This is a genomic window from Streptomyces sp. NPDC033131 (assembly GCF_055578365.1).
In genome coordinates, this window is sequence record NZ_JBVIPA010000064.1 from 1 (window position 1) to 17095 (window position 17095).

A 17095-nucleotide genomic window follows, 5' to 3' on the forward strand; every position below is an offset into this window, starting at 1 on the left:
ACAGTGGCTCCACACCTACAATCACCACCGCGGACACACCGCGCTCAAAGGCCAACCACCCGCCAGCCGCGTCCACAACCTCACGGGTCAGTACACCTAGCGCTGCCGGGCGTCGGAACCGAGACCGCCGGGCAGTTGCTGGTCACCGCTGGCGACAACCCCGACAGGCTTGCTTCCGAGGCCTCCTTCGCGCACCTGTGCGCTGCCGCACCAGCCCCGGCCTCTTCCGGGCGTACCGATCGCCACCGGCTCAACCGCGGCGGAGACCGCCAGGCCAACCGCGCGCTGCACACGATCGTGCTGGTCCGCATGCGCCACGACCCGCGGACCCGCGAGTACGTCGCACGGCGCACCCTCGAAGGACTCAAGACGAAGGACATCTTCCGATGCCTCAAGCGCTTTGTCGTGCGAGAGGTCTACCACCACCTCACCAGCGTATTCACCGATGAGTCCGCGCCATCTCCTACAGCTCGACGATCTATGGAAGCTTCAGAGTCAAGCTCACCGCCGACCTCCCCCCCCAGCTCCCGCTCCCGAGCCTCCTGCGTGGAGGCGCCATGGGAGTACCAGACGTGCTCGCCGACTGTGAGCATGGTGGCGGCCACCGCCTCGGCACTCCAGCGGCGGGCGACAACGGGCGGCCCCCACTTCACCGAGAACGCGCCCTGCTCCCTTAGGGGTCCTTTCACTATGCCCGTCCGGGTCGCGCGGCCTGGCACCGCACCTCGCCGCGTTGCCGAAACGCCCACGTGGCTCCGCCACGAGGCCGCTCCGGCGCCTTGCGATGCACGGCACCAGACCACGCGACCTGATCGGACGCTCATAGTGAAAGGACCCCTTAAGAATGCGAGCACTGGCACCAGCCACTGCTCGAGATCAGCGGCGGCCCAGTCGATGGCCGGTCCCTCGGGCAGGTGGGCGAGGTACCACTTCAGCTTCGGCAACGGCCGCATCAGCGCCGGCCCGCGCAACCAGCCTCCCGGCCTGGCGCGGGGAGCGCGGACGAACCGCGCTGCGCGTACTGTGTCGTTACATCCACTGACCTGTGCACACCCCCGTCACGGTATGCAGGTCAGGAGCTGCGTGTGCGCCGTTCAACAGACGCGGCACCCAGCTCGAGGAGGCGCTCCAACGCCGTCGGCGACGAGTGCACGCTTGCGAGTACGAGCGCGACAGCCCCCCATGCGCCGGCGTCGGCACCTGCCGGGAGCAGCGACGGTACGACCTTTGGCGCACCCCGGGGTGCGAGGGTGTGACGCACCAGGCCTTCGCGCAGCGGCTCGAGCAGGACGTCACCGGCCGAGGCCGTCTGGCCGCCCACGACGACCAGCTCGGGGTTGAGCAGATTGCAGATGCTTGCCAGTTCGCGACCGACGACACCGCCCACGTCCCTCAGGACATTGTGCACCGCACGGTTGCCTGCGGCGGAGGCGGCCACGATGTCGGAGAGCTTCGCCGAGTCGCCGAGCACGTCGCGCAGACGCCGGCCCACGGCAGATCCGCCCGCCTTCAGCACCAAACATCCTCGATTGCCGCAGCGACACGCGGGGCCCTCGATATCGATCGAGACATGCCCGAACTCGCCGGCTCCTCCGTCGGCGCCGCGGTACAACTGGCCGGCGATCACTATGCCGATGGCGAGACCGCTCGAGATGTGCACGTAGATAAGGTTCTCGACGTCGCGGGCGTCGCCCCAGCGGCATTCTGCGAGGGTCTCGAGCCGGACGTTGTTCTCGACCAGGACGGGGACTCCGAGCCGGTTCGACATCACATCGAGCGCGTTCACGCCATGCCAGGGCTGATCGTCGAGCGCGCCATGCACGACGCCTTCGGACGGGTCGATCTGGCCGGGCAGGCCGAACCCGACAGCGAGCAGCCGATCACGATGGCCGCCGGCCCGCTCGAGCGCCTCGTCGAGCGCTTCCGTCGCGAGTTCGGCACGACGCTCTCCGTCGTCCGTCGGTGCGAGCTCGCGCTGTGCGGTACCGAGCTCGCCGCCGGCCAGATCATGAACGCGCGCTGCGACGCCATCGAGCGTCATGTTGACCCCACCGGCCCACGCCGCCGTCGGAGTGAGCATCAGATGTCCGCCGGCGCGACCGTCGACCTCCGGTCCGCGGTTGTCGTCGAGCGACTCGACCAGCACGCCGCCCTCGATCAGCTCTCTGGTGATCGTGGTGACCGTGGTACGCGAGAGTTCGACGCGACGAGCGATCTCGGCGCGGTGCAGCGGACCGGCTTCGGCGACCGTGCGAAGAACGGCGGCCGCGTTGGACAGGCGCAGCGTGCGGAGCGAGCCCCCGGGCGAGTACGACGTCATGGTCGCAAGTATCTCGCGCGCCCGACCGACTCGGTCGCACCAGGGGCTGGATCCGGATCCGGTTCGGGCTGAGCCCTAAGTGTTCTGTCCCGAGACAGCGACAGTCGGTCGGCCACGCAGGGAATGCCGAGCACGTCCAGCGCGTCGGTGATCCACTCAACCGTCGCCGTGAGCGATGTCGCCCGGTGATCGCCGCCTTGATCGCGCCGGGCAGCGGCGAGGTCGGCGGCATCTTTTTCGGGTTTTGGGTCATGGTGGAGCCGTGGGGTCGGATTGGGAAGTGCGTCAGGAGTGTTGACTGACTTGTAGTCAGGTCGCCCGAGGCGCGAGGCTATGACGCGAGCCACCGCGGAGGGCATTCGGTTCGGCGGTATCTTCTGCGTTACCGACGCGCTTGCGACCGGCGCACTGTACGGTCTCGCTGATGCGGGCATCCGCGTGCCTGACGAGGTGAAGGTGTATGGCTTCGACGGTATTACGGTGGCCGGCTACACGGTGCCCTCCTTGTCCACCATCGCGCCGGACTACGACGTGATGGCCCGCACCGCTGTTGAGCGTCTGCTTGTACACATCGCCGACCGGGCCGGAATGGAAGCGACCGAGTTCGCCGGTCCATTCGCCGCATGGATCGCGAGTCGACGGGTGCCCTGTTAAGTGCCGATCGTCCAGTCGTCCGAGGGCGTGATACAAGGTTTCGAAGCGATGACGTGCCCACCGGATCGGAAAGCATCCGGTGGGCACGTCATGGGCTCGGTCGGCCTTACCTTGTTATCTGACGAACACGAGGTTCCAGCTTTGGTCCAGGTTACCGTTGGCCAGTTGTTGCACCGCGAGCGCGCCTTCGGTTGTTGATCCGTCCTTGATGCCGAGCACCTTGGAGCTGTATCGGTTGACCAGCTTGTAGGTGCTGTTCGCCGACGTCACCAGTTGCCACTCGTGGTCGGCTGTTCCGTTGTCCGACCACTGCAGGGCTTGCGCGCCGTCAGCGGTCGACATGCCGCTGATGCCGAGCACCTTGCCGGAGTTCACGTTCGTGAGCTCGTAGTTGCCGTTGCTCAGCTGGGTGAATGTCCACTCGTGGTCGGCTGTTCCGTTGTCCGACCACTGCAGCGCCTGGGCGCCGTCGGTCTTCAACATGTTGGTGATGCCGAGCACCTTGCCGCTCTTGGCGTTCTGGATCTTGTAGACGTGTCCGCTCTGGATCGGGGTTCCGCCGCCCGCGGAAAAGGTGATGTTGCTGGTGTAGTTCCCGATCGCGAATCGTCCGGCGGCGGCATTCGTCACCACGGCTCCATTGACCCTCAAATTCTCGAAGGCCACGTTCTGGGTCATCCGGGTCGCGTCGTAGCCATAGATGTTGTTGTCGTACTGCAGCGTGCCGTTGTACGAGAAGTTCTTGACGGTGACGCCGTTGATTCCACGACCGACCGACAAGCCGTATCCCGGATTCTTGTAGGTGATCACGTCCAGGAACTTGCCGACGAGCACGTCCTCCCACCGGATGTCCGCGAGCAGGACGTCCGTCACGAGGTTCGAATCGCTCGCGGTGAGAGAAATCGGCGAGACGGCAGACAGCGGGTTGTGCGTCAGGATGTCCACATTGGAAATCGTGATCCCGCTGATCGTGTCGGGGGCGTCCGGATTGCCGTGTGTGCCCACGTTGACCGGATGCGCTTTGCCCGGCATGAGGATCGAGTTGGTCACATTGAAGACGTTCGTGCTTCCGAAATACCCAAAGCCGTCACCGCCACGCGAGCCGTAGATCGCGATGCTGTCGTCACCGGTGCGGATGTAGGCGTCGTTGACGTTGATGTTGTTCGACGCCATCGCGTCCACTCCATCGCTCCACTTCCTGTACGCCAGGAGCTTGATGTTGTTGAGGGACACGTTGTTCGAGGATCCGAGGCTGACCCCGTAACCACCGTTGTTCAGGTTGCCGTAACCGTTGACGATGATGCCGTCGACGGTCACGTTCGTCGAGCGATCGACCGAGACCCCCTCGCCGTCGGGGCGGTAGAGGATGCCGCGCCCCCTGATCGTCACGTCGGAGACGTCGTTCGCGATGACGCCGCCCCTGATCACGGCTCCGCCGGCGATGTACAGCGTCTTGCCGCTCGGGACGGTGATGTCGCCGGTGTCGTAGAACCCGGGGCCGTAGTAGACGACGTTCGGATCCGACGCGCTGGGCACGTTGGTCTCCAGCGGGTTGGCGAAGATCATCAGGTCCTGATCGACGTTGTCGTTCACATCGACGACGAGCTTCATCGGCCCCGAGATCGTGAAGGTCGCGGTATTGCCGCTGATCGCCGGTGTGACGCCTCTGGCCGAGGGCTTGACCTTCACCGTCGACACGGCCCCCAGGTTGTGGGTGACGGACAGTTCGACGGGACCGTTGGTGTCGAAGTAGACGAACGAGGCCCACGACGCCCTTGAAGGCCCTCCGACCCGGGTTTGATACTCGTCCAGGTCGATCCAGGTTCCGCCCGGGGTGCGTACCTTGACCGTGTAGTCGGTGCTCAGGGGGTTACCCGCAGGTGCCGGGTAGGTCGTCAACGTCGTGGCGGCGTGAGCGGGTACCGCGAAGACTAGCGACATGAACATCGCTGTTATCAGACACGAGATGAGAGCGGCGAACCTGCCTCCGCGATGCAAGGGCATCTGTACCTCTAATCGCTACGTAATCCAAGGTGGATATGTTCACAGAGTGTTTACGTTGGAGGCTCAAAGTAGATCCACTGCGAGAAGTGTGTCAACGCTCGTAACGCATATAACGCCGCGTCAGGTTACGTTCCTTCTGTCGCGATATGACGCGATGCTGGTGCCATGTTGCCGGCAGGCGGTGCGGGTGGCGGAACGAGTAGGTGTCGTCGACGATGACGAAGGCAGGCGGCACACCCGACAGATCACAGCCGGATCGGGTTCCGCTCGGTGAAAGCGGGTGGCTCCGGCATGGCCGGCCCCTCGTTTTCCGGCGGAGGACAGGCCGTCAGCTGTCCATGATGGCCCGCTCAAGTCGCCAACTCGACGCTCACTCGCCAACTGAAGCGCTCAGTGTGCGACACGAGGTCGTACCAGGTAAGTAAGGACAGCCGCATGAAGGGAAGTTGAGGAGGCTGGACTTCGGGCCAGTGTCCAGGGCCCGTCCCCGCCCTCGCCGGAACCGGCCTCACCTTGACGACATCACGCCAACAGAGTCAGTAGCTGTCGGTGCAGGAGGGCCAGTGGTCTTCCGCCCACTCCGGCCAGCCCGGCCAGCCCGTCGGCGGGGTGGGGATCTCGCCCCCGGCGAGTTCAGCGGCGTCAGGCACCTGGAACTGCTCCCGCCATTGGTCCACATCAGTCTCGCTCATGGGAAACGTCTGAGTCGGTGTCGTCGCCTGGCGGTGCGCGATGCGGGCGAGCTGGACGTCCTTGTCCACGGGCACGTAGACCACCTGGCATGCTGCGCCGGCCGACCGCGCCAGCCAGCGCAGCGCCGACCGTTCATCGCGGCCCCAGAGCCCGTAGTCGAGCACGACGCTGGTCCCCAGCCGCAGCGCCTGGAGGGCGACCGAGATGAGCCGCCCTTCGAGCACCCAGCGCTTTCCGCCAGCCATCGGATCGCCGAACAGCGGGATCATCCAGTGGTCTGGGGTCAGCCGCAGTGCCCGGTGCGTTGCGGCGAGCTCTTTGGCCCGGGTGGTTTTTCCGGCTCCGGGAAGCCCGACCATCAGGAGCAGGGTGGCGACAGGAGGATCCTGCGCGACGATGGGGCTGGCTCCATGCGGGCAAGGGGATGGGGTTTGGTGCTGTGAATCGAAGTGCTGCGACTGAGACATGACTCCCCTGATCAGGCAGGATGGCCCGGCAGCACAGAAATAAGCGAGTGGCTGCCGGCAGGACACTGATCCGGCGGTACGTCGTGGCACTGGCCCCGCCCGGGGCCAGCAACGAGGCCGCGGTTATGGGCAACCGCGGCTACCGCCGCTAAGCGGCGGTAAGGGTGGTCATGGCAGCGCAGCAACACATGCCTTCACCATAGCCGACAGCGTCGGCGGACCATTTCGCAGCAGACTGTTCACCTCCGCAGGAGACCCCGCTGGGCTGAACACGACAACTTGACGGAAAACACGACCAACTATGGCAAGGCCGAAACCCTGGACGTCGCCAGCGACCGGGGCCCGATTGCTGTGGCCGCGAACACAAACCAGCTCGAGCGTCCACCTGCCCGGCATGCCTGCCGGCACCACCACCTGGCACGCCGAGGCACAGGCAACCGCCTGGGTCTCCACCGCCGGCGACCCACGTCACCGAGGACGGCACCGGCAATTACCCGACCACGAAGACATCCTGGTTCTTCCTCGAAGGCCTGGACGTCATCTCCCCGACCGCCACCCGAACCCTGGTGTGCGTCGGGGGTCCATCACCGACGGCGTCCGTTCCCCTCGGGGCGCCAATCACCGCTGGCCCGACTACCTCGCCCAGCGCATGAACTCCGCCCTCGGTGTCGTGGACGCGGGCGTCGGCTCCAACCGCGTGCTGACAGACACCAACACCCACAACCCCAGCCTCCAGAACCGATTCGCCCACGACGTGCTCGGCCAGCCCAACGTCAAAAAGGTGATCCGGCTGGAAGGCATCAACGACATCGGCAACCACACCGGCCCGAACGGATCCAGCCCTGTGACCGCGACGGATGTTGAGAACGGCATGCAGGCTGTGATCGACGAAGCCAACGCCGCCGACGTGAAGATCATCGGCGGCACGATCCTGCCCTACCGGGGCGCCGGCTACTACACGGCTTCCGGCGAGCAGATCCGCCAAGCCGTCAGCCAGTGGATCCGCAGCAGTGGCGCCTTCGACGGCGTCATCGACTTCGACAAGGCAACGCAGGACCCCGCCAACGCTGTGGCCATCAACCCCGCCTACGACAGCGGCGACCACCTGCATCCCAACGGCGCCGGCCATCAGGCGATGGCCAACGTCGTGAACCTCGAACGGATACGAACACCGACACCACACCGCTGAACTCACGCTCGCTGCGTGATCGATAACCGTGTGCCCACCTTCACCGGGGAAGGCCGTCCAGCGGATGCTCCCGGGTGGAATGCTGGATGCCATCCGTGGCACAAGTGCCCAGCCGCCTCGATCGCGGTTCGCCGCACGTCTTCATGGGAGACATCGGCAACACCGCTCGACGGATCAGCCAGAGCATCGTCGAAGACGACGCCTTCTGGGACTGGGCGATCATCGAGACGCTGAGGCACCGGCGTCCGGCGGAGAACTGGCTGAGCCGACCCACCTGGCGCTGTTCTCCCACAAGCTCTGCGGACGTAGGCGAAGACATCCCGCTGTCGCAGATCGTGCCGTCCAAAAGCGATGAGCGAAGCACGTCGTCGACGTACGGCGTGTCCACGGTCACCGCGGCGAGCGGGGCCCGGGCCACCTCGGCGTCGTGCCAGACCCGCGGGAATGGCGCGGGCGGCAAGTCCCCGGGGCCGGGGCAGCGGCCGGGGCCTGCCCGTGGGCTACCAGGGGGCCAGTGAGCCGTCCGTGTTGCGCCAGACCGGGTTGCGCCAGCGGTGGCCGCGTTCGGCGGCGGCCCGGACGGCGTCCTCGTCGATGGTGATGCCCAGGCCGGGCGCGGTCGGGCGGTCGATGTAGCCGTCGCGGAACGTGAAGGGCGTGGTGTCGGCGAGGTAGTCCAGCAGTCCGCTGCTGTCGCCGTAGCCGATGCCCAGTGCCTGTTCCTGGATGAGGAAGTTGGGGATCGCGAAGTCGAGTTGCAGGCTGGCCGCGAGGGCGATCGGGCCGAGCGGGCAGTGCGGGGCCACCATGACGTCGTACGCTTCGGCCATCGCGGCGATCCGGCGGGTCTCGGAGACTCCGCCGGCGTGGCTGATGTCGGGCTGGGCCACGGCGATGCCGTCGGAGAGCACCGAGCGGAAGTCCCAGCGGGAGTACAGCCGTTCGCCGGTGGCGATGGGGATGGAGGTGGAGCGCACCACGGCGCCGAGGTCCTGGGAGAACTCCGGAAGCACGGGTTCCTCGACGAAGAGCGGCAGGAGCGGCTCCAGGAGTGGCAGGACGCGGCGGGACATCGCCCCGCTGAACCGGCCGTGGAAGTCCAGCGCCAGGTCGCGTTCCGGGCCGATGGCCTCGCGGACCGCGGTCACCCCGTCCACGATGGCGTTGATCGCTGCGGGCGTCGCGAGGGGCTCCAGGTGGCCGCAGGGGTTCAGCTTGACCGCCGTCATGCCCTTGGCGACCTGCTCGGCCGCCGACTCGGCCAGTTCCTCGGGGGTTGCGCCGCCGACCCAGCCGTAGACGCGCACCCGGTCGCGGACGTGGCCGCCGAGGAGCTGGTGGACCGGGACGCCGTGGGTCTTGCCCGCGATGTCCCACAACGCCTGGTCGATGCCGGCCAGGGCGCTGCTCAGGACGACGCCGCCACGGTAGAAGCCGCTCTTGGCGAGCACCTGCCAGTGCTCCTCGATACGGGCCGGGTCCTGGCCGAGCAGGTAGTCGAACATTTCCTCGACGCAGCGGGCGACGGTGTGCGCCTTGCCCTCGACTATGGGCTCGCCCCAGCCGGAGATGCCCTCGTCGGTGTCGACACGCAGGAAGAGCCAGCGCGGCTCGACGAGGAAGAGCTCGTATCCAGTGATCTTCATGGGGTGGACCTCCGGGTCCTGTGCGGGTACGGCCTGGTGCGGGGCCAGCGCTCGGTGATGGGCGGTGAGTCGGTGATGGCCGGAGCGAGCACGGGGACCTGCCAGCTCGAGGGACGGGGGACGCGTTGGCGTGGGGGAGGGCGATGGAAGACGTGGGGGAGCGGGGTACGGCAGTGCGGCGGTCGGGTCGTTCGTGGGGCGGGCAGAGCTGGCAGAGCGGCCGGTCGCCGAAGCGGGCGGGTTCCCGCGGCCTACTCCTGGGAGCTGATGCTGCACCCACCGTCCACGATCAGATTCTGGCCGGTGACGAACGAGGCGTCCTCGGAGGCGAGGAAGGCCACGGCGGCGGCGACGTCCTCGGCGGTGCCGAGCCTGCCCACGTGGGTACGCGCGGCGGTGTGCGCCGTGTACTGCTCGGGTACCTCGGCCCACAGAGCGGTGACCACGGCGCCGGGCAGGACGGATTTGAACCTGATCCGCGCCCCGTACTCGACGGCCAGCTGGCGTACGAGGGCGTCGATCCCGCCCTTGGCCGCCGCGTACGCGGGGAAGCTCTTGAAGCCGATGGCCGCGTGCACGGACGAGGTGATCACCACCGCGCCCCTGGCCGCCCTGAGGAGGGGCACCGAGGCCCGGACACCGTAGAAGACGGAGTCGAGGCAGATCCGCACCTGGTCGTGCCAGGCGGCGTCGTCCAGTTCGTGTGCCGCCCCGGGGAAGTTCTGGCCGGCGTTGATGTGGAGCACATCGAGGCGCCCGGTCCAGGACTGGGCCTCGGCGACGACCGCGGCCCACGGACTCGGTGAGGTGACGTCGAGGCGCTGGTCGTGCGCCCGCCCCCTGCTGCGCGGATCTCCTCGGCGAGGTGGTGGGCGCCCTTGGCGTCCACGTCGGTGACGAGGACCGACGCTCCCTCCGCCGCCAGCCGGCGGGCGGTGGCCGCCCCGATGCCAGAACCGGCCGCGGTGAGCAGGGCCGCACGGCCGGTGAAAGGCGCCGGTGCGGCGGCAACGGTCATGGCGTTCCTCCTGGTCCTGTCGGTCTGGCCGTGGAGTCACGCAGAACCAGCCGCGGCTCGGTCGGTACGACGACGTCTCCACGTGGTGTGCCCTGGACGGCGGCCACGAGGGCGTCCACGGCAGCCGTCCCCAGCTGGTACAGGGGCATGGCCACGGTTGTCAGCGGGGGGTGGAGGTGGGCGGCGACGGGCAGGTCGTCATTACCGATCACAGAGACGTCCTCGGGGACACGCAGCCCGAGACTCCTGATCGCGGCCAGCGTACCCATCGCCTGCGCGAGCGAGCTGATGTAGAGCGCGGTGACCGGCGGACGGCCGTCGCCGTCCACGGGCTGCAGTAGTTCCAGCGCCGCCGACCGGCCGCCGTCCTCGGTGAAGTCCCCGGACGCGACCGGTGCCGCCGACAGCCCCAGTTCCCCGGCGTGCCGCAGAAAGGCCTCCTTGCGGGTGTCGCTGGGGGTGATGCCGGGCGGGCCCGCGATGTGGCCGACCGCGCGGTGGCCGAGGCCGTACAGGTGGTCGAGCGCGGTGACGCTGGAGCGGGCCACGTCCATGGTGACGTTCCGGCCGGACCCCTCGACCGACCGGTTGAGGAAGACATGCGGGACCGGGTTGCCGCGGAGCACTTCCAGCAGAGGGTGACCGGGGCGGGCGGAAGCGATGAGCAGCCCGTCGACCCTGCCTTCCTGCACCAGGTCGTTGAAGGACTCGTCGGCTTCCTGCCCGTCGAAGTCCTCGGCCAGCAGGGAGAGATAGCCCAGTTCACGGGCGCGTTGGTAGGCGCCACGGGCGATGGTGACGTACGTGGGGTTGTCCAGGGCCGGGACCAGCAGGGCCAAGGCGTGGGTGCTCGCTCCGGCCAGCGCCCGGGCCCCGGAGTGCGGCCGGTAACCGAGCGCCTCGGCGGCCTCAAGGACGCGTCGGCGTGTCTCCGGCCGCACGGACAGGTCCTGCCGGCCGTTGAGCAGCTTGGACACGGTGGCCTTGGAGACTCCGGCCCTCTCCGCCACGTCCACCAGCCTCGCCCTGACGGGCTGTTCCGGCATGTGGGCCTCCTTCCTCATGGGCGCCAGGGGCCGCTCGGCGTGTGCGGCGGTGGCGCGTTTTGATTTCCTGGCGACCTCTTGACACCTTCTGGCGCTGGAACCTAGCGTTCGCCGAAGTTCGAGTCAACCGGTTTCCCAGACGGAAATAGACGATATATCTGGGCAGAGCCGAAGAAATCGGTCTATGCGAACGTAGCAGTATCAACGTCGGATACCGGCCATGGGCGGGGTGTGCCACGAGGCGCCCTGGGAGGGTCACCGCGGACGCGACCACCGTCGCCGTCGCGGTCGGACGATGTGGTGCCAACACATGTGCACGACAGCTGTGCGTGCCCAGCCCGGGACATCTCGCGCCAGCGCCGAGGACCTGGCCTCGGTGGACTTCTCGTCCCTCGAGGCGCTCAAGGCGAGCAACCACTCTTGAAAGGTAGGACTTCCCATGACCACCACCCAGCGCTGCGGCACGTCGCCCACGGCGGTGAGGTCGTGACCGAGCGTCCCCCACTCACCCCGCAGCTGGGCCGCACCCGGGTCATGGCGATCCTCCGGTCCGACGACGCGACGGGACTGCCCGCCGTGGCCCGGGCCCTCGCGGCCGGCGGCATCACCTGCCTGGAGATCACCCTCACCACATCGGGTGCCCTCGACGCTCTGGCCGCCATCCGGGGCGAGCTCGGGCCCGAGGTAGCGGTGGGCGCCGGCACGGTGATCACCACCGAGCAGGCCCGGGAAGCGCTCGCGGCCGGGGCCGAGTTCCTGGTGTCCCCCGCCGTGGACACCGACGTGATCCGCTACTCAACCCAAAGGAGCATCCCGTTCTACCCCGGCGCCTGGACGCCCACCGAGGTGTCCACCGCCTGGCGGGCCGGTGCCACCGCCGTCAAGCTCTTCCCCGCGAGCACCGGTGGCCCCGCCCACCTGCGGCAGCTGCGGGCGCCGCTGCCGGACGTCCCGCTCGTCGCCGTCGGCGGAGTCGGCGCCGGCCAGGCATGCGACTACCTCGAGGCGGGCGCCCTCGCCGTCGGCATCGGCTCACCGCTGCTGCGCGGAGCGGACCGCCACCCGGCGCCGGAGACCCTGGACGCCCTCACCGCGAGAACCCGCACGCTGCTCGACACGATCCGAGCCACACCCGGCCAGCAGAAGGTGGACCCGTGAACGACCCTTCCCAGCAAGGGTACTTGGTGACCGTCGGCGAGGTCCTCGCGGTCCTGGCCGGGTCGGAAACCGGCCCCCTGGCCCTGGGCTCCGACCTGCGTCTCGGGCTTGCCGGAGCCGAGTCGAACGTCTCCGTGGGCGTCAGCCGACTCGGCGGATCCGCCACCTGGATCGGCCGCGTCAGCGACGACGCACTCGGCGACCTCATCCTGCGCGAGCTGCGCGCGGAAGGCGTCACCACGGTCGCCGCACGCGACCCCGCTCCCACCTCGCTGCTGCTGCGGGAACGCCGTACGGCCACGCACAGTCGTACCCGCTACTACCGCACCCACACGGCCGGTTCCCGGCTGTCCGCCGACGACATCCCCGAGGACCTCGTCGCCGGCGCGGCGGTCCTGCACATCACCGGGATCACCCCGGCGCTGGGCGAAGACCCGGCCCGTGCCGTCACCCGCGCGGTGGACATCGCCGTCGACGCCGGTGTACCCGTCTCACTGGACATCAACTTCCGGTCGCTGCTGTGGAACGAGCAGGAGGCCGGGCGCAGGCTGCTGCCGCTGCTGCGCAGAAGCGACCTGGTCTTCGCGGGAGCGCACGAAGGCGGGCTCATGGCTCCCGACGCCGACGGACCGGAGGAGCTCGCCGAGGGCATCTGCGACCTCGGCCCCGCCGGAGCCGTGATCAAACTCGGCGCCGAGGGAGCATACGCCCTCCTCGACGGACGGTCGTACCGGCAGCCCGCCCTGCCGGTCACCGTGCTCGACACGGTGGGCGCGGGCGACGCGTTCGCCGCCGGGTATCTCGCCGAACTGCTCGCGGGTGAGCCCCCGGAACGGCGGCTGCGGACGGCGGCTCTGCTCGGCGCCTTCGCGGTGAGCACCACCGGCGACTGGGAAGGCCTGCCCCGGCGCTCCGAACTGGGGCTGCTGGACCACTACGACGACATCGTGCGCTGAGCCCTTCCCGGCACCGCATCCTCTCAAGTACCCACCTGTTCAAGGAACTTCCAGGGAACACGCCCATGCCCACGCCTTCCTCCACCGATGGGGTCACTGTCCTCACCGGCTCCTACACACCTGACTCCGGCGGAAACGGCGCCGGGATCGCCGCCCTGCGACTCACCCCGGGCACCGGCCACCTGGCGCACGACACCGGAGTGCCGCCAGTGCCCGTCAACGGGGCGTCCTTCCTGGCCGTGCATCCCCGGCTCGACGTCGCCTACACCACGAACGAGACCGATCCGGGCACCGTCAGCGCCCTGGTCTGGAGCCGCGACGGCCAACTATCCCCACTGGGCGGCCCGTTGAGCAGCGGCGGCGCCAACCCGTGCCACCTCACCGTCCACCCGGACGGCGACTGGCTGCTGACCGCGAACTACGGCGGCGACACGACGCCCGGCAGCGTGGCGGTGCACCGCCTCGCCGCGGACGGACGCGCGGTGGAGCTGACAGACGTCGCCGTCCACGAAGGGTCGGGCCCGATCGCCGGACGGCAGGAGGGCAGTCACGCCCATCAGGTGCTCGTCGACCCGGCGGGCCGTTTCATCCTCGCCACCGACCTGGGCGCCGACGCGGTCTTCACCTACCGGCTCGACACCCGCGACGGCACCCTGGAGCGGGTCGCGGTGAACCGGCTGCACCCCGGCTCCGGTCCTCGCCACCTTGCCTTCGCTCCCGGGGGTGAGCTGGTGTTCAGCGTGGACGAACTGTCCTCGACTGTCACCTGCCACCGGTACGACGCCGGTACTGGCAGGCTGAGGGGCCTGTCCTCAGTGCACGCCACGGCGGTCCCGGAGCTTGTCACCAACCAGCCGGGCGGCATCGTGGCCTCGCCCTGTGGCCGTTTCCTGTGGGTGACCAACCGGGGCGCGGACACGGTGGCCGCGTTCCGGGTCACCGGCACCACGCTGGAACCGGTCGACGAGACATCCGCCGGCGGTATCTGGCCGCGCGGCCTGACCTACGCGGGCGGTTGTCTACTGGTCGCCAACCAGCACAGTGGCACGCTCGTCGCGCTGCGTGTCCTGGACGACGGATCGCTGCGGCAGGCGGGCCCGGCGCTGTCCGTTCCGTCAGTGGTCTGCGCGCTCGTCCTCTGACGCGGCCGCCTCGGTCCCTTTCCGCCCCCGCCGCCCCTCAGGGCACGCAATATCGCCGGGTCGAACACGATTGAGGGCTACGCCGCGTCGGTGGACGATGTCGAGGACCTGATGTCCGGCGAGGATCCTTTGGAGGCCAGCGACGAGACCCGCAGGGAGGTGGAGGGCTATCAGCGGGCTATGACCTACATCCAGGGTCTCTCAGACGCCGGGGAGGGATTCCGCTACGACCTGGGGCTTCTCAACGGTCTCCACTTCATGATCCAGGAGCATCACCCCGATAAGCGGCCCGGCCGGCTCCGCAAGGGCCCTGTCTACATCACCCCGGTCGACTGACGCCCGCCAGACAGACGTCTCGTTGTCATGGACCAGCTCGATCACCCGCGGGCCGTCTTCACCACCGTCCAGGAAGAGGACATCACCCCCCTGGGACCACGTCGTGAAAACGCACCACTGCCCGCTCGCGCAGACGGCCGAGTTCACGGCCGTCGGGGTCGATCGCCACCGCCGGGGCACCCCAGGCGGTGCAGGTTGCGGACAGGTGGCACCTCTGGCGCAACCTGAGTGAGGCGGAGCTTTCCCGGATCGGGCGCCACTTGGCATCGGAGGGGACGCGGACCGTGACAGGCGCTGGGCATCGGCTACGGCGACAGCAGCGGGCTGTTCACGCGGGCCGATGGCCAGGTCGGCAGCAATTCCGCGAAATCGCGTACGGGTCGCGACCCGCAGGCGCACCGCACCCCGCGCCTCAAGGCGTGGAGGAGCCGCGCACGCGCAGGGCGAACCCGGCGCTCTCGCTGCGGCCGGGGAGTTCGCGGAAGTCCGGCAGGTCCATGCGCGAGCGCAGCAGCTCCACCGCCATACGGGCGATCGACTCCCGTTGGGGGTCCACGGTGGTCAGCGGCGGAGAGGTGAAGCGGGCTGCCTCGATGTCGTCGAAGCCCGCCAGCGCCACCTCGTCCGGGACGGCCACGCCGCTGCGTTCGAGCACCGACAGCGCGCCGATGGCGACGACGTCGGTCTGGCAGAACAGGGCGTCGAAGCGCACCCGGGTGCGCAACAGCCGGGTCACCGCACCGGCCCCTGATGACCACAGATCGGGATCGGCCACGCCGATCACCAGGGAGTCGTCGTAGGCCACCCCTGATTCCGCGAGGGCTCTGCGGTAGCCGTGCAGGCGCCGGGAGCCGGCTCGTGGCTCACCCTGTTGACAGATGGCGGCGATACGGTGACGGCCCTGGGCGAGCAGGTGGGCGACGGCCGCGTGCGCGCCCTGTTCGTCGCTGATCTCGACGTAGTCCAGGATCCGCCCGGCCGCATCGGCGGCGCGCTCGCCGAGGATGACCGTGGACTGGGTGACGGGCAGCGACAGGTACTCCTCGGGAGGGAGGGCGTGCGGCAGGTAGATGATCCCATCCACGAGTTCCTGGTACGACGTGGACAGAGCGGTCCGCTCCCGGTCGGCGCTCCCGCGGGTGGTCTCGACCACCACTTTCAGCCCCCCGATCTCCGAGGCCCTGATGACCTGTTCGGCAAGCTCTGCGTGGAACGGCTGGTGGACATTCGGGAGGACCAGCCCGATGGTGCCGGTGCGCCGCGAGCGCAGACCGCGGGCGAAGGGATTGATCTGGTAACCGAGTTCCTCGACGGCCGCACGGACCCGGTGTTCCGTCTCGGGGCTGAAGGAGCCCGTGCCGTTGATGACGTTGGAGACCGTCTTGGCGGACACGCCCGCCACTTCGGCCACCGTCCGCATCGTCACGCTCCGCCCCATGCGGCCATACCTCCCAGAGTCGATTCGCGGACCATGAGCTCGCAGTCGGCGACGACGAGCCGCTCCGCCGGCTGGGCGGCGGCACCGTTCATACGGTCGTTGAGCAGGGCCAGCGCCTCCCTCGCGATCTGTGCCGTACCAGGGGCGATGGACGTGAGTGACGGATACGAGTAGCCGGCCTCGTCGATGTCGTCGAATCCGGCTACGGCCACCTCTGCGGGGATGCGCAGACCCGCCTCCTGTACGGCGTGCAGCGCGCCCAGCGCCAGCGCGTCGGCGAAGGCGACCACGGCGTCGAACGCTGTACCCCGTTCGATCAGCCGACGGATGCCCTCGGCTCCCAACGGGCGGCTCCACTGAGGGTGTACGTCGATGACGAGCTCGGGCAGGTAGGGCAGACCGGCGTCGCGCAGGCCGTCGCGGTAGCCGTCCAGGCGCAGATGGGCCGCCGACCGCTCGGGAAGGTCGCTGTGGTCGGCGCCGAGGGCGGCGATCCGGGTGTATCCCAGGGACACCATGTGCCCGACGAGGGCGCGGACGCCTTCCCGGTTGGCCATGGCGACCCGGTCGACGGGTGCGTCGTAGGCGCGCTCGGACATGAACACGGTCGGCACGATCTCTGCGACGCTGCGGGCCTGTGCGTCCGACAGCCCCACCGGGTACATCAGCAGCCCGCCCAGGTGCGGACCGTGTTCGCGCGCCAGCGCCATCTCGGCTTCGGGATCTCCGTCGGTGAGCTCGATCAGCACGGTGAGCCCGTGTCGCTCGGCTTCCCGCATGATCGCTTCGGCGAGGGAGGAGAAGTACGGCTGGGACAGCTGTGGCAGGGCGAGGACGACGACGTCGATCCGGCCGGTGCGTAGGTTGCGGGCGACCGAGTTGGGCCGGAAGTCCAGCTCCGCTATTGCGGCGTTGACCTTCTGCCGGGTCTGTTCGCTGACGCTCGGCTCGCCGTTGACCACCCGGGAGACCGTCTTCAGCGAGACCCCGGCCCGCAGAGCCACGTCGTTCATCGTGGACATGGCTGA

At 68.7% G+C, this 17095-nt stretch carries 14 protein-coding genes and 3 pseudogenes; 8 read left to right on the plus strand and 9 right to left on the minus strand.

Annotated elements, in window-relative coordinates; genetic code table 11:
- Positions 1–111 precede the first annotated feature (111 nt).
- Positions 112–420, plus strand: a pseudogene (locus tag ACZ5XS_RS42175) (transposase); the annotation flags it as partial.
- Between the two features lie 422 nt (positions 421–842).
- Here ACZ5XS_RS42175 and ACZ5XS_RS42180 read toward each other — a convergent pair.
- Both ACZ5XS_RS42180 and ACZ5XS_RS42185 read right to left on the minus strand, forming a co-directional pair.
- Positions 843–965, minus strand: a pseudogene (locus ACZ5XS_RS42180) (peptidoglycan bridge formation protein FemAB); the annotation flags it as partial.
- 107 nt (positions 966–1072) lie between these two features.
- Positions 1073–2320 (minus strand): ROK family transcriptional regulator, encoded by a 1248-nt coding sequence (locus tag ACZ5XS_RS42185; protein ID WP_468660628.1) that lies wholly within the window; start codon positions 2318–2320, stop codon positions 1073–1075.
- Positions 2321–2653: 333 nt separating this feature from the next.
- On the opposite strand from ACZ5XS_RS42185, the gene ACZ5XS_RS42190 reads away from it, so the two are divergent.
- Positions 2654–2974 carry a substrate-binding domain-containing protein gene (locus ACZ5XS_RS42190; protein WP_468660630.1) on the plus strand — a complete coding sequence of 107 codons (321 nt, stop codon included), beginning with the start codon at positions 2654–2656 and terminating at the stop codon, positions 2972–2974.
- 114 nt (positions 2975–3088) lie between these two features.
- On the opposite strand, the gene ACZ5XS_RS42195 is transcribed toward ACZ5XS_RS42190, so the two are convergent.
- Both ACZ5XS_RS42195 and ACZ5XS_RS42200 read right to left on the minus strand, forming a co-directional pair.
- Positions 3089–4873 carry an RICIN domain-containing protein gene (locus ACZ5XS_RS42195; protein ID WP_468660632.1) on the minus strand — a complete coding sequence of 595 codons (1785 nt, stop codon included), beginning with the start codon at positions 4871–4873 and terminating at the stop codon, positions 3089–3091.
- A 641-nt stretch (positions 4874–5514) separates the two neighbouring features.
- Positions 5515–6030, minus strand: a complete 516-nt coding sequence (locus tag ACZ5XS_RS42200) for a P-loop nucleotide/nucleoside kinase family protein (protein WP_468660634.1) — start codon at positions 6028–6030, stop codon at positions 5515–5517.
- A gap of 502 nt (positions 6031–6532) precedes the next feature.
- On the opposite strand from ACZ5XS_RS42200, the gene ACZ5XS_RS42205 reads away from it, so the two are divergent.
- Positions 6533–7327, plus strand: coding sequence for a GDSL-type esterase/lipase family protein (locus tag ACZ5XS_RS42205; protein WP_468660636.1), 795 nt, complete (start codon positions 6533–6535; stop codon positions 7325–7327).
- A 95-nt stretch (positions 7328–7422) separates the two neighbouring features.
- Positions 7423–7845: a hypothetical protein gene (locus ACZ5XS_RS42210; RefSeq protein ID WP_468660637.1), complete on the plus strand. Its 423-nt coding sequence runs from the start codon at positions 7423–7425 to the stop codon at positions 7843–7845.
- Here ACZ5XS_RS42210 and dgoD read toward each other — a convergent pair.
- From dgoD to ACZ5XS_RS42225, 3 genes and pseudogenes are all read right to left on the minus strand, one after another.
- Complete coding sequence (gene dgoD / locus ACZ5XS_RS42215; protein WP_468660639.1) at positions 7828–8973, minus strand: galactonate dehydratase; 1146 nt, start codon at positions 8971–8973, stop codon at positions 7828–7830. The genes ACZ5XS_RS42210 and dgoD overlap by 18 nt on opposite strands.
- Positions 8974–9224: 251 nt before the next feature.
- Positions 9225–9991: pseudogene (locus ACZ5XS_RS42220) on the minus strand (SDR family NAD(P)-dependent oxidoreductase).
- On the minus strand, positions 9988–11037 hold the full coding sequence (locus ACZ5XS_RS42225; protein ID WP_468660641.1) for a LacI family DNA-binding transcriptional regulator: 1050 nt from the start codon (positions 11035–11037) through the stop codon (positions 9988–9990). Before ACZ5XS_RS42225 ends, ACZ5XS_RS42220 begins: the two are co-directional and overlap by 4 nt.
- Before the next feature lie 486 nt (positions 11038–11523).
- Here ACZ5XS_RS42225 and ACZ5XS_RS42230 point away from each other — a divergent pair, with 486 nt between their 5' ends.
- The 4 genes from ACZ5XS_RS42230 (at position 11524) to ACZ5XS_RS42245 (ending at position 14629) form a co-directional block, all read left to right on the plus strand.
- On the plus strand, positions 11524–12195 hold the full coding sequence (locus tag ACZ5XS_RS42230; RefSeq protein WP_468660642.1) for a bifunctional 4-hydroxy-2-oxoglutarate aldolase/2-dehydro-3-deoxy-phosphogluconate aldolase: 672 nt from the start codon (positions 11524–11526) through the stop codon (positions 12193–12195).
- Positions 12192–13151, plus strand: a complete 960-nt coding sequence (locus tag ACZ5XS_RS42235; RefSeq protein ID WP_468660644.1) for a sugar kinase — start codon at positions 12192–12194, stop codon at positions 13149–13151. The genes ACZ5XS_RS42230 and ACZ5XS_RS42235 overlap by 4 nt, the downstream gene beginning before the upstream one ends.
- Before the next feature lie 65 nt (positions 13152–13216).
- Positions 13217–14293: a lactonase family protein gene (locus ACZ5XS_RS42240; RefSeq protein WP_468660646.1), complete on the plus strand. Its 1077-nt coding sequence runs from the start codon at positions 13217–13219 to the stop codon at positions 14291–14293.
- A 90-nt stretch (positions 14294–14383) separates the two neighbouring features.
- Entirely contained in the window at positions 14384–14629 is a 246-nt protein-coding gene (locus ACZ5XS_RS42245) for a hypothetical protein (RefSeq protein ID WP_468660648.1), read from the plus strand.
- A 412-nt stretch (positions 14630–15041) separates the two neighbouring features.
- Here the strand turns inward: ACZ5XS_RS42245 and ACZ5XS_RS42250 are convergent, their stop codons facing one another.
- Positions 15042–16049, minus strand: coding sequence for a LacI family DNA-binding transcriptional regulator (locus ACZ5XS_RS42250; RefSeq protein ID WP_468660676.1), 1008 nt, complete (start codon positions 16047–16049; stop codon positions 15042–15044).
- Positions 16050–16051: 2 nt separating this feature from the next.
- The gene (locus ACZ5XS_RS42255; protein ID WP_468660650.1) at positions 16052–17089 is read right to left on the minus strand and encodes a LacI family DNA-binding transcriptional regulator; all 1038 of its coding nucleotides are present in this window, start codon (positions 17087–17089) and stop codon (positions 16052–16054) included.
- Positions 17090–17095 lie beyond the last annotated feature (6 nt).

Coding starts and splice junctions, on each gene's coding strand:
- ACZ5XS_RS42205 (WP_468660636.1), top strand. CDS start 6,533: ATGCCTGCCGGCACCACCACCTGGCACGCCGAGGCACAGGCAACCGCC.
- ACZ5XS_RS42240 (WP_468660646.1), top strand. CDS start 13,217: ATGCCCACGCCTTCCTCCACCGATGGGGTCACTGTCCTCACCGGCTCC.
- ACZ5XS_RS42255 (WP_468660650.1), bottom strand. CDS start 17,089: ATGTCCACGATGAACGACGTGGCTCTGCGGGCCGGGGTCTCGCTGAAG.
- ACZ5XS_RS42190 (WP_468660630.1), top strand. CDS start 2,654: ATGACGCGAGCCACCGCGGAGGGCATTCGGTTCGGCGGTATCTTCTGC.
- ACZ5XS_RS42250 (WP_468660676.1), bottom strand. CDS start 16,049: ATGCGGACGGTGGCCGAAGTGGCGGGCGTGTCCGCCAAGACGGTCTCC.
- ACZ5XS_RS42185 (WP_468660628.1), bottom strand. CDS start 2,320: ATGACGTCGTACTCGCCCGGGGGCTCGCTCCGCACGCTGCGCCTGTCC.
- ACZ5XS_RS42200 (WP_468660634.1), bottom strand. CDS start 6,030: ATGGTCGGGCTTCCCGGAGCCGGAAAAACCACCCGGGCCAAAGAGCTC.
- ACZ5XS_RS42225 (WP_468660641.1), bottom strand. CDS start 11,037: ATGCCGGAACAGCCCGTCAGGGCGAGGCTGGTGGACGTGGCGGAGAGG.
- dgoD (WP_468660639.1), bottom strand. CDS start 8,973: ATGAAGATCACTGGATACGAGCTCTTCCTCGTCGAGCCGCGCTGGCTC.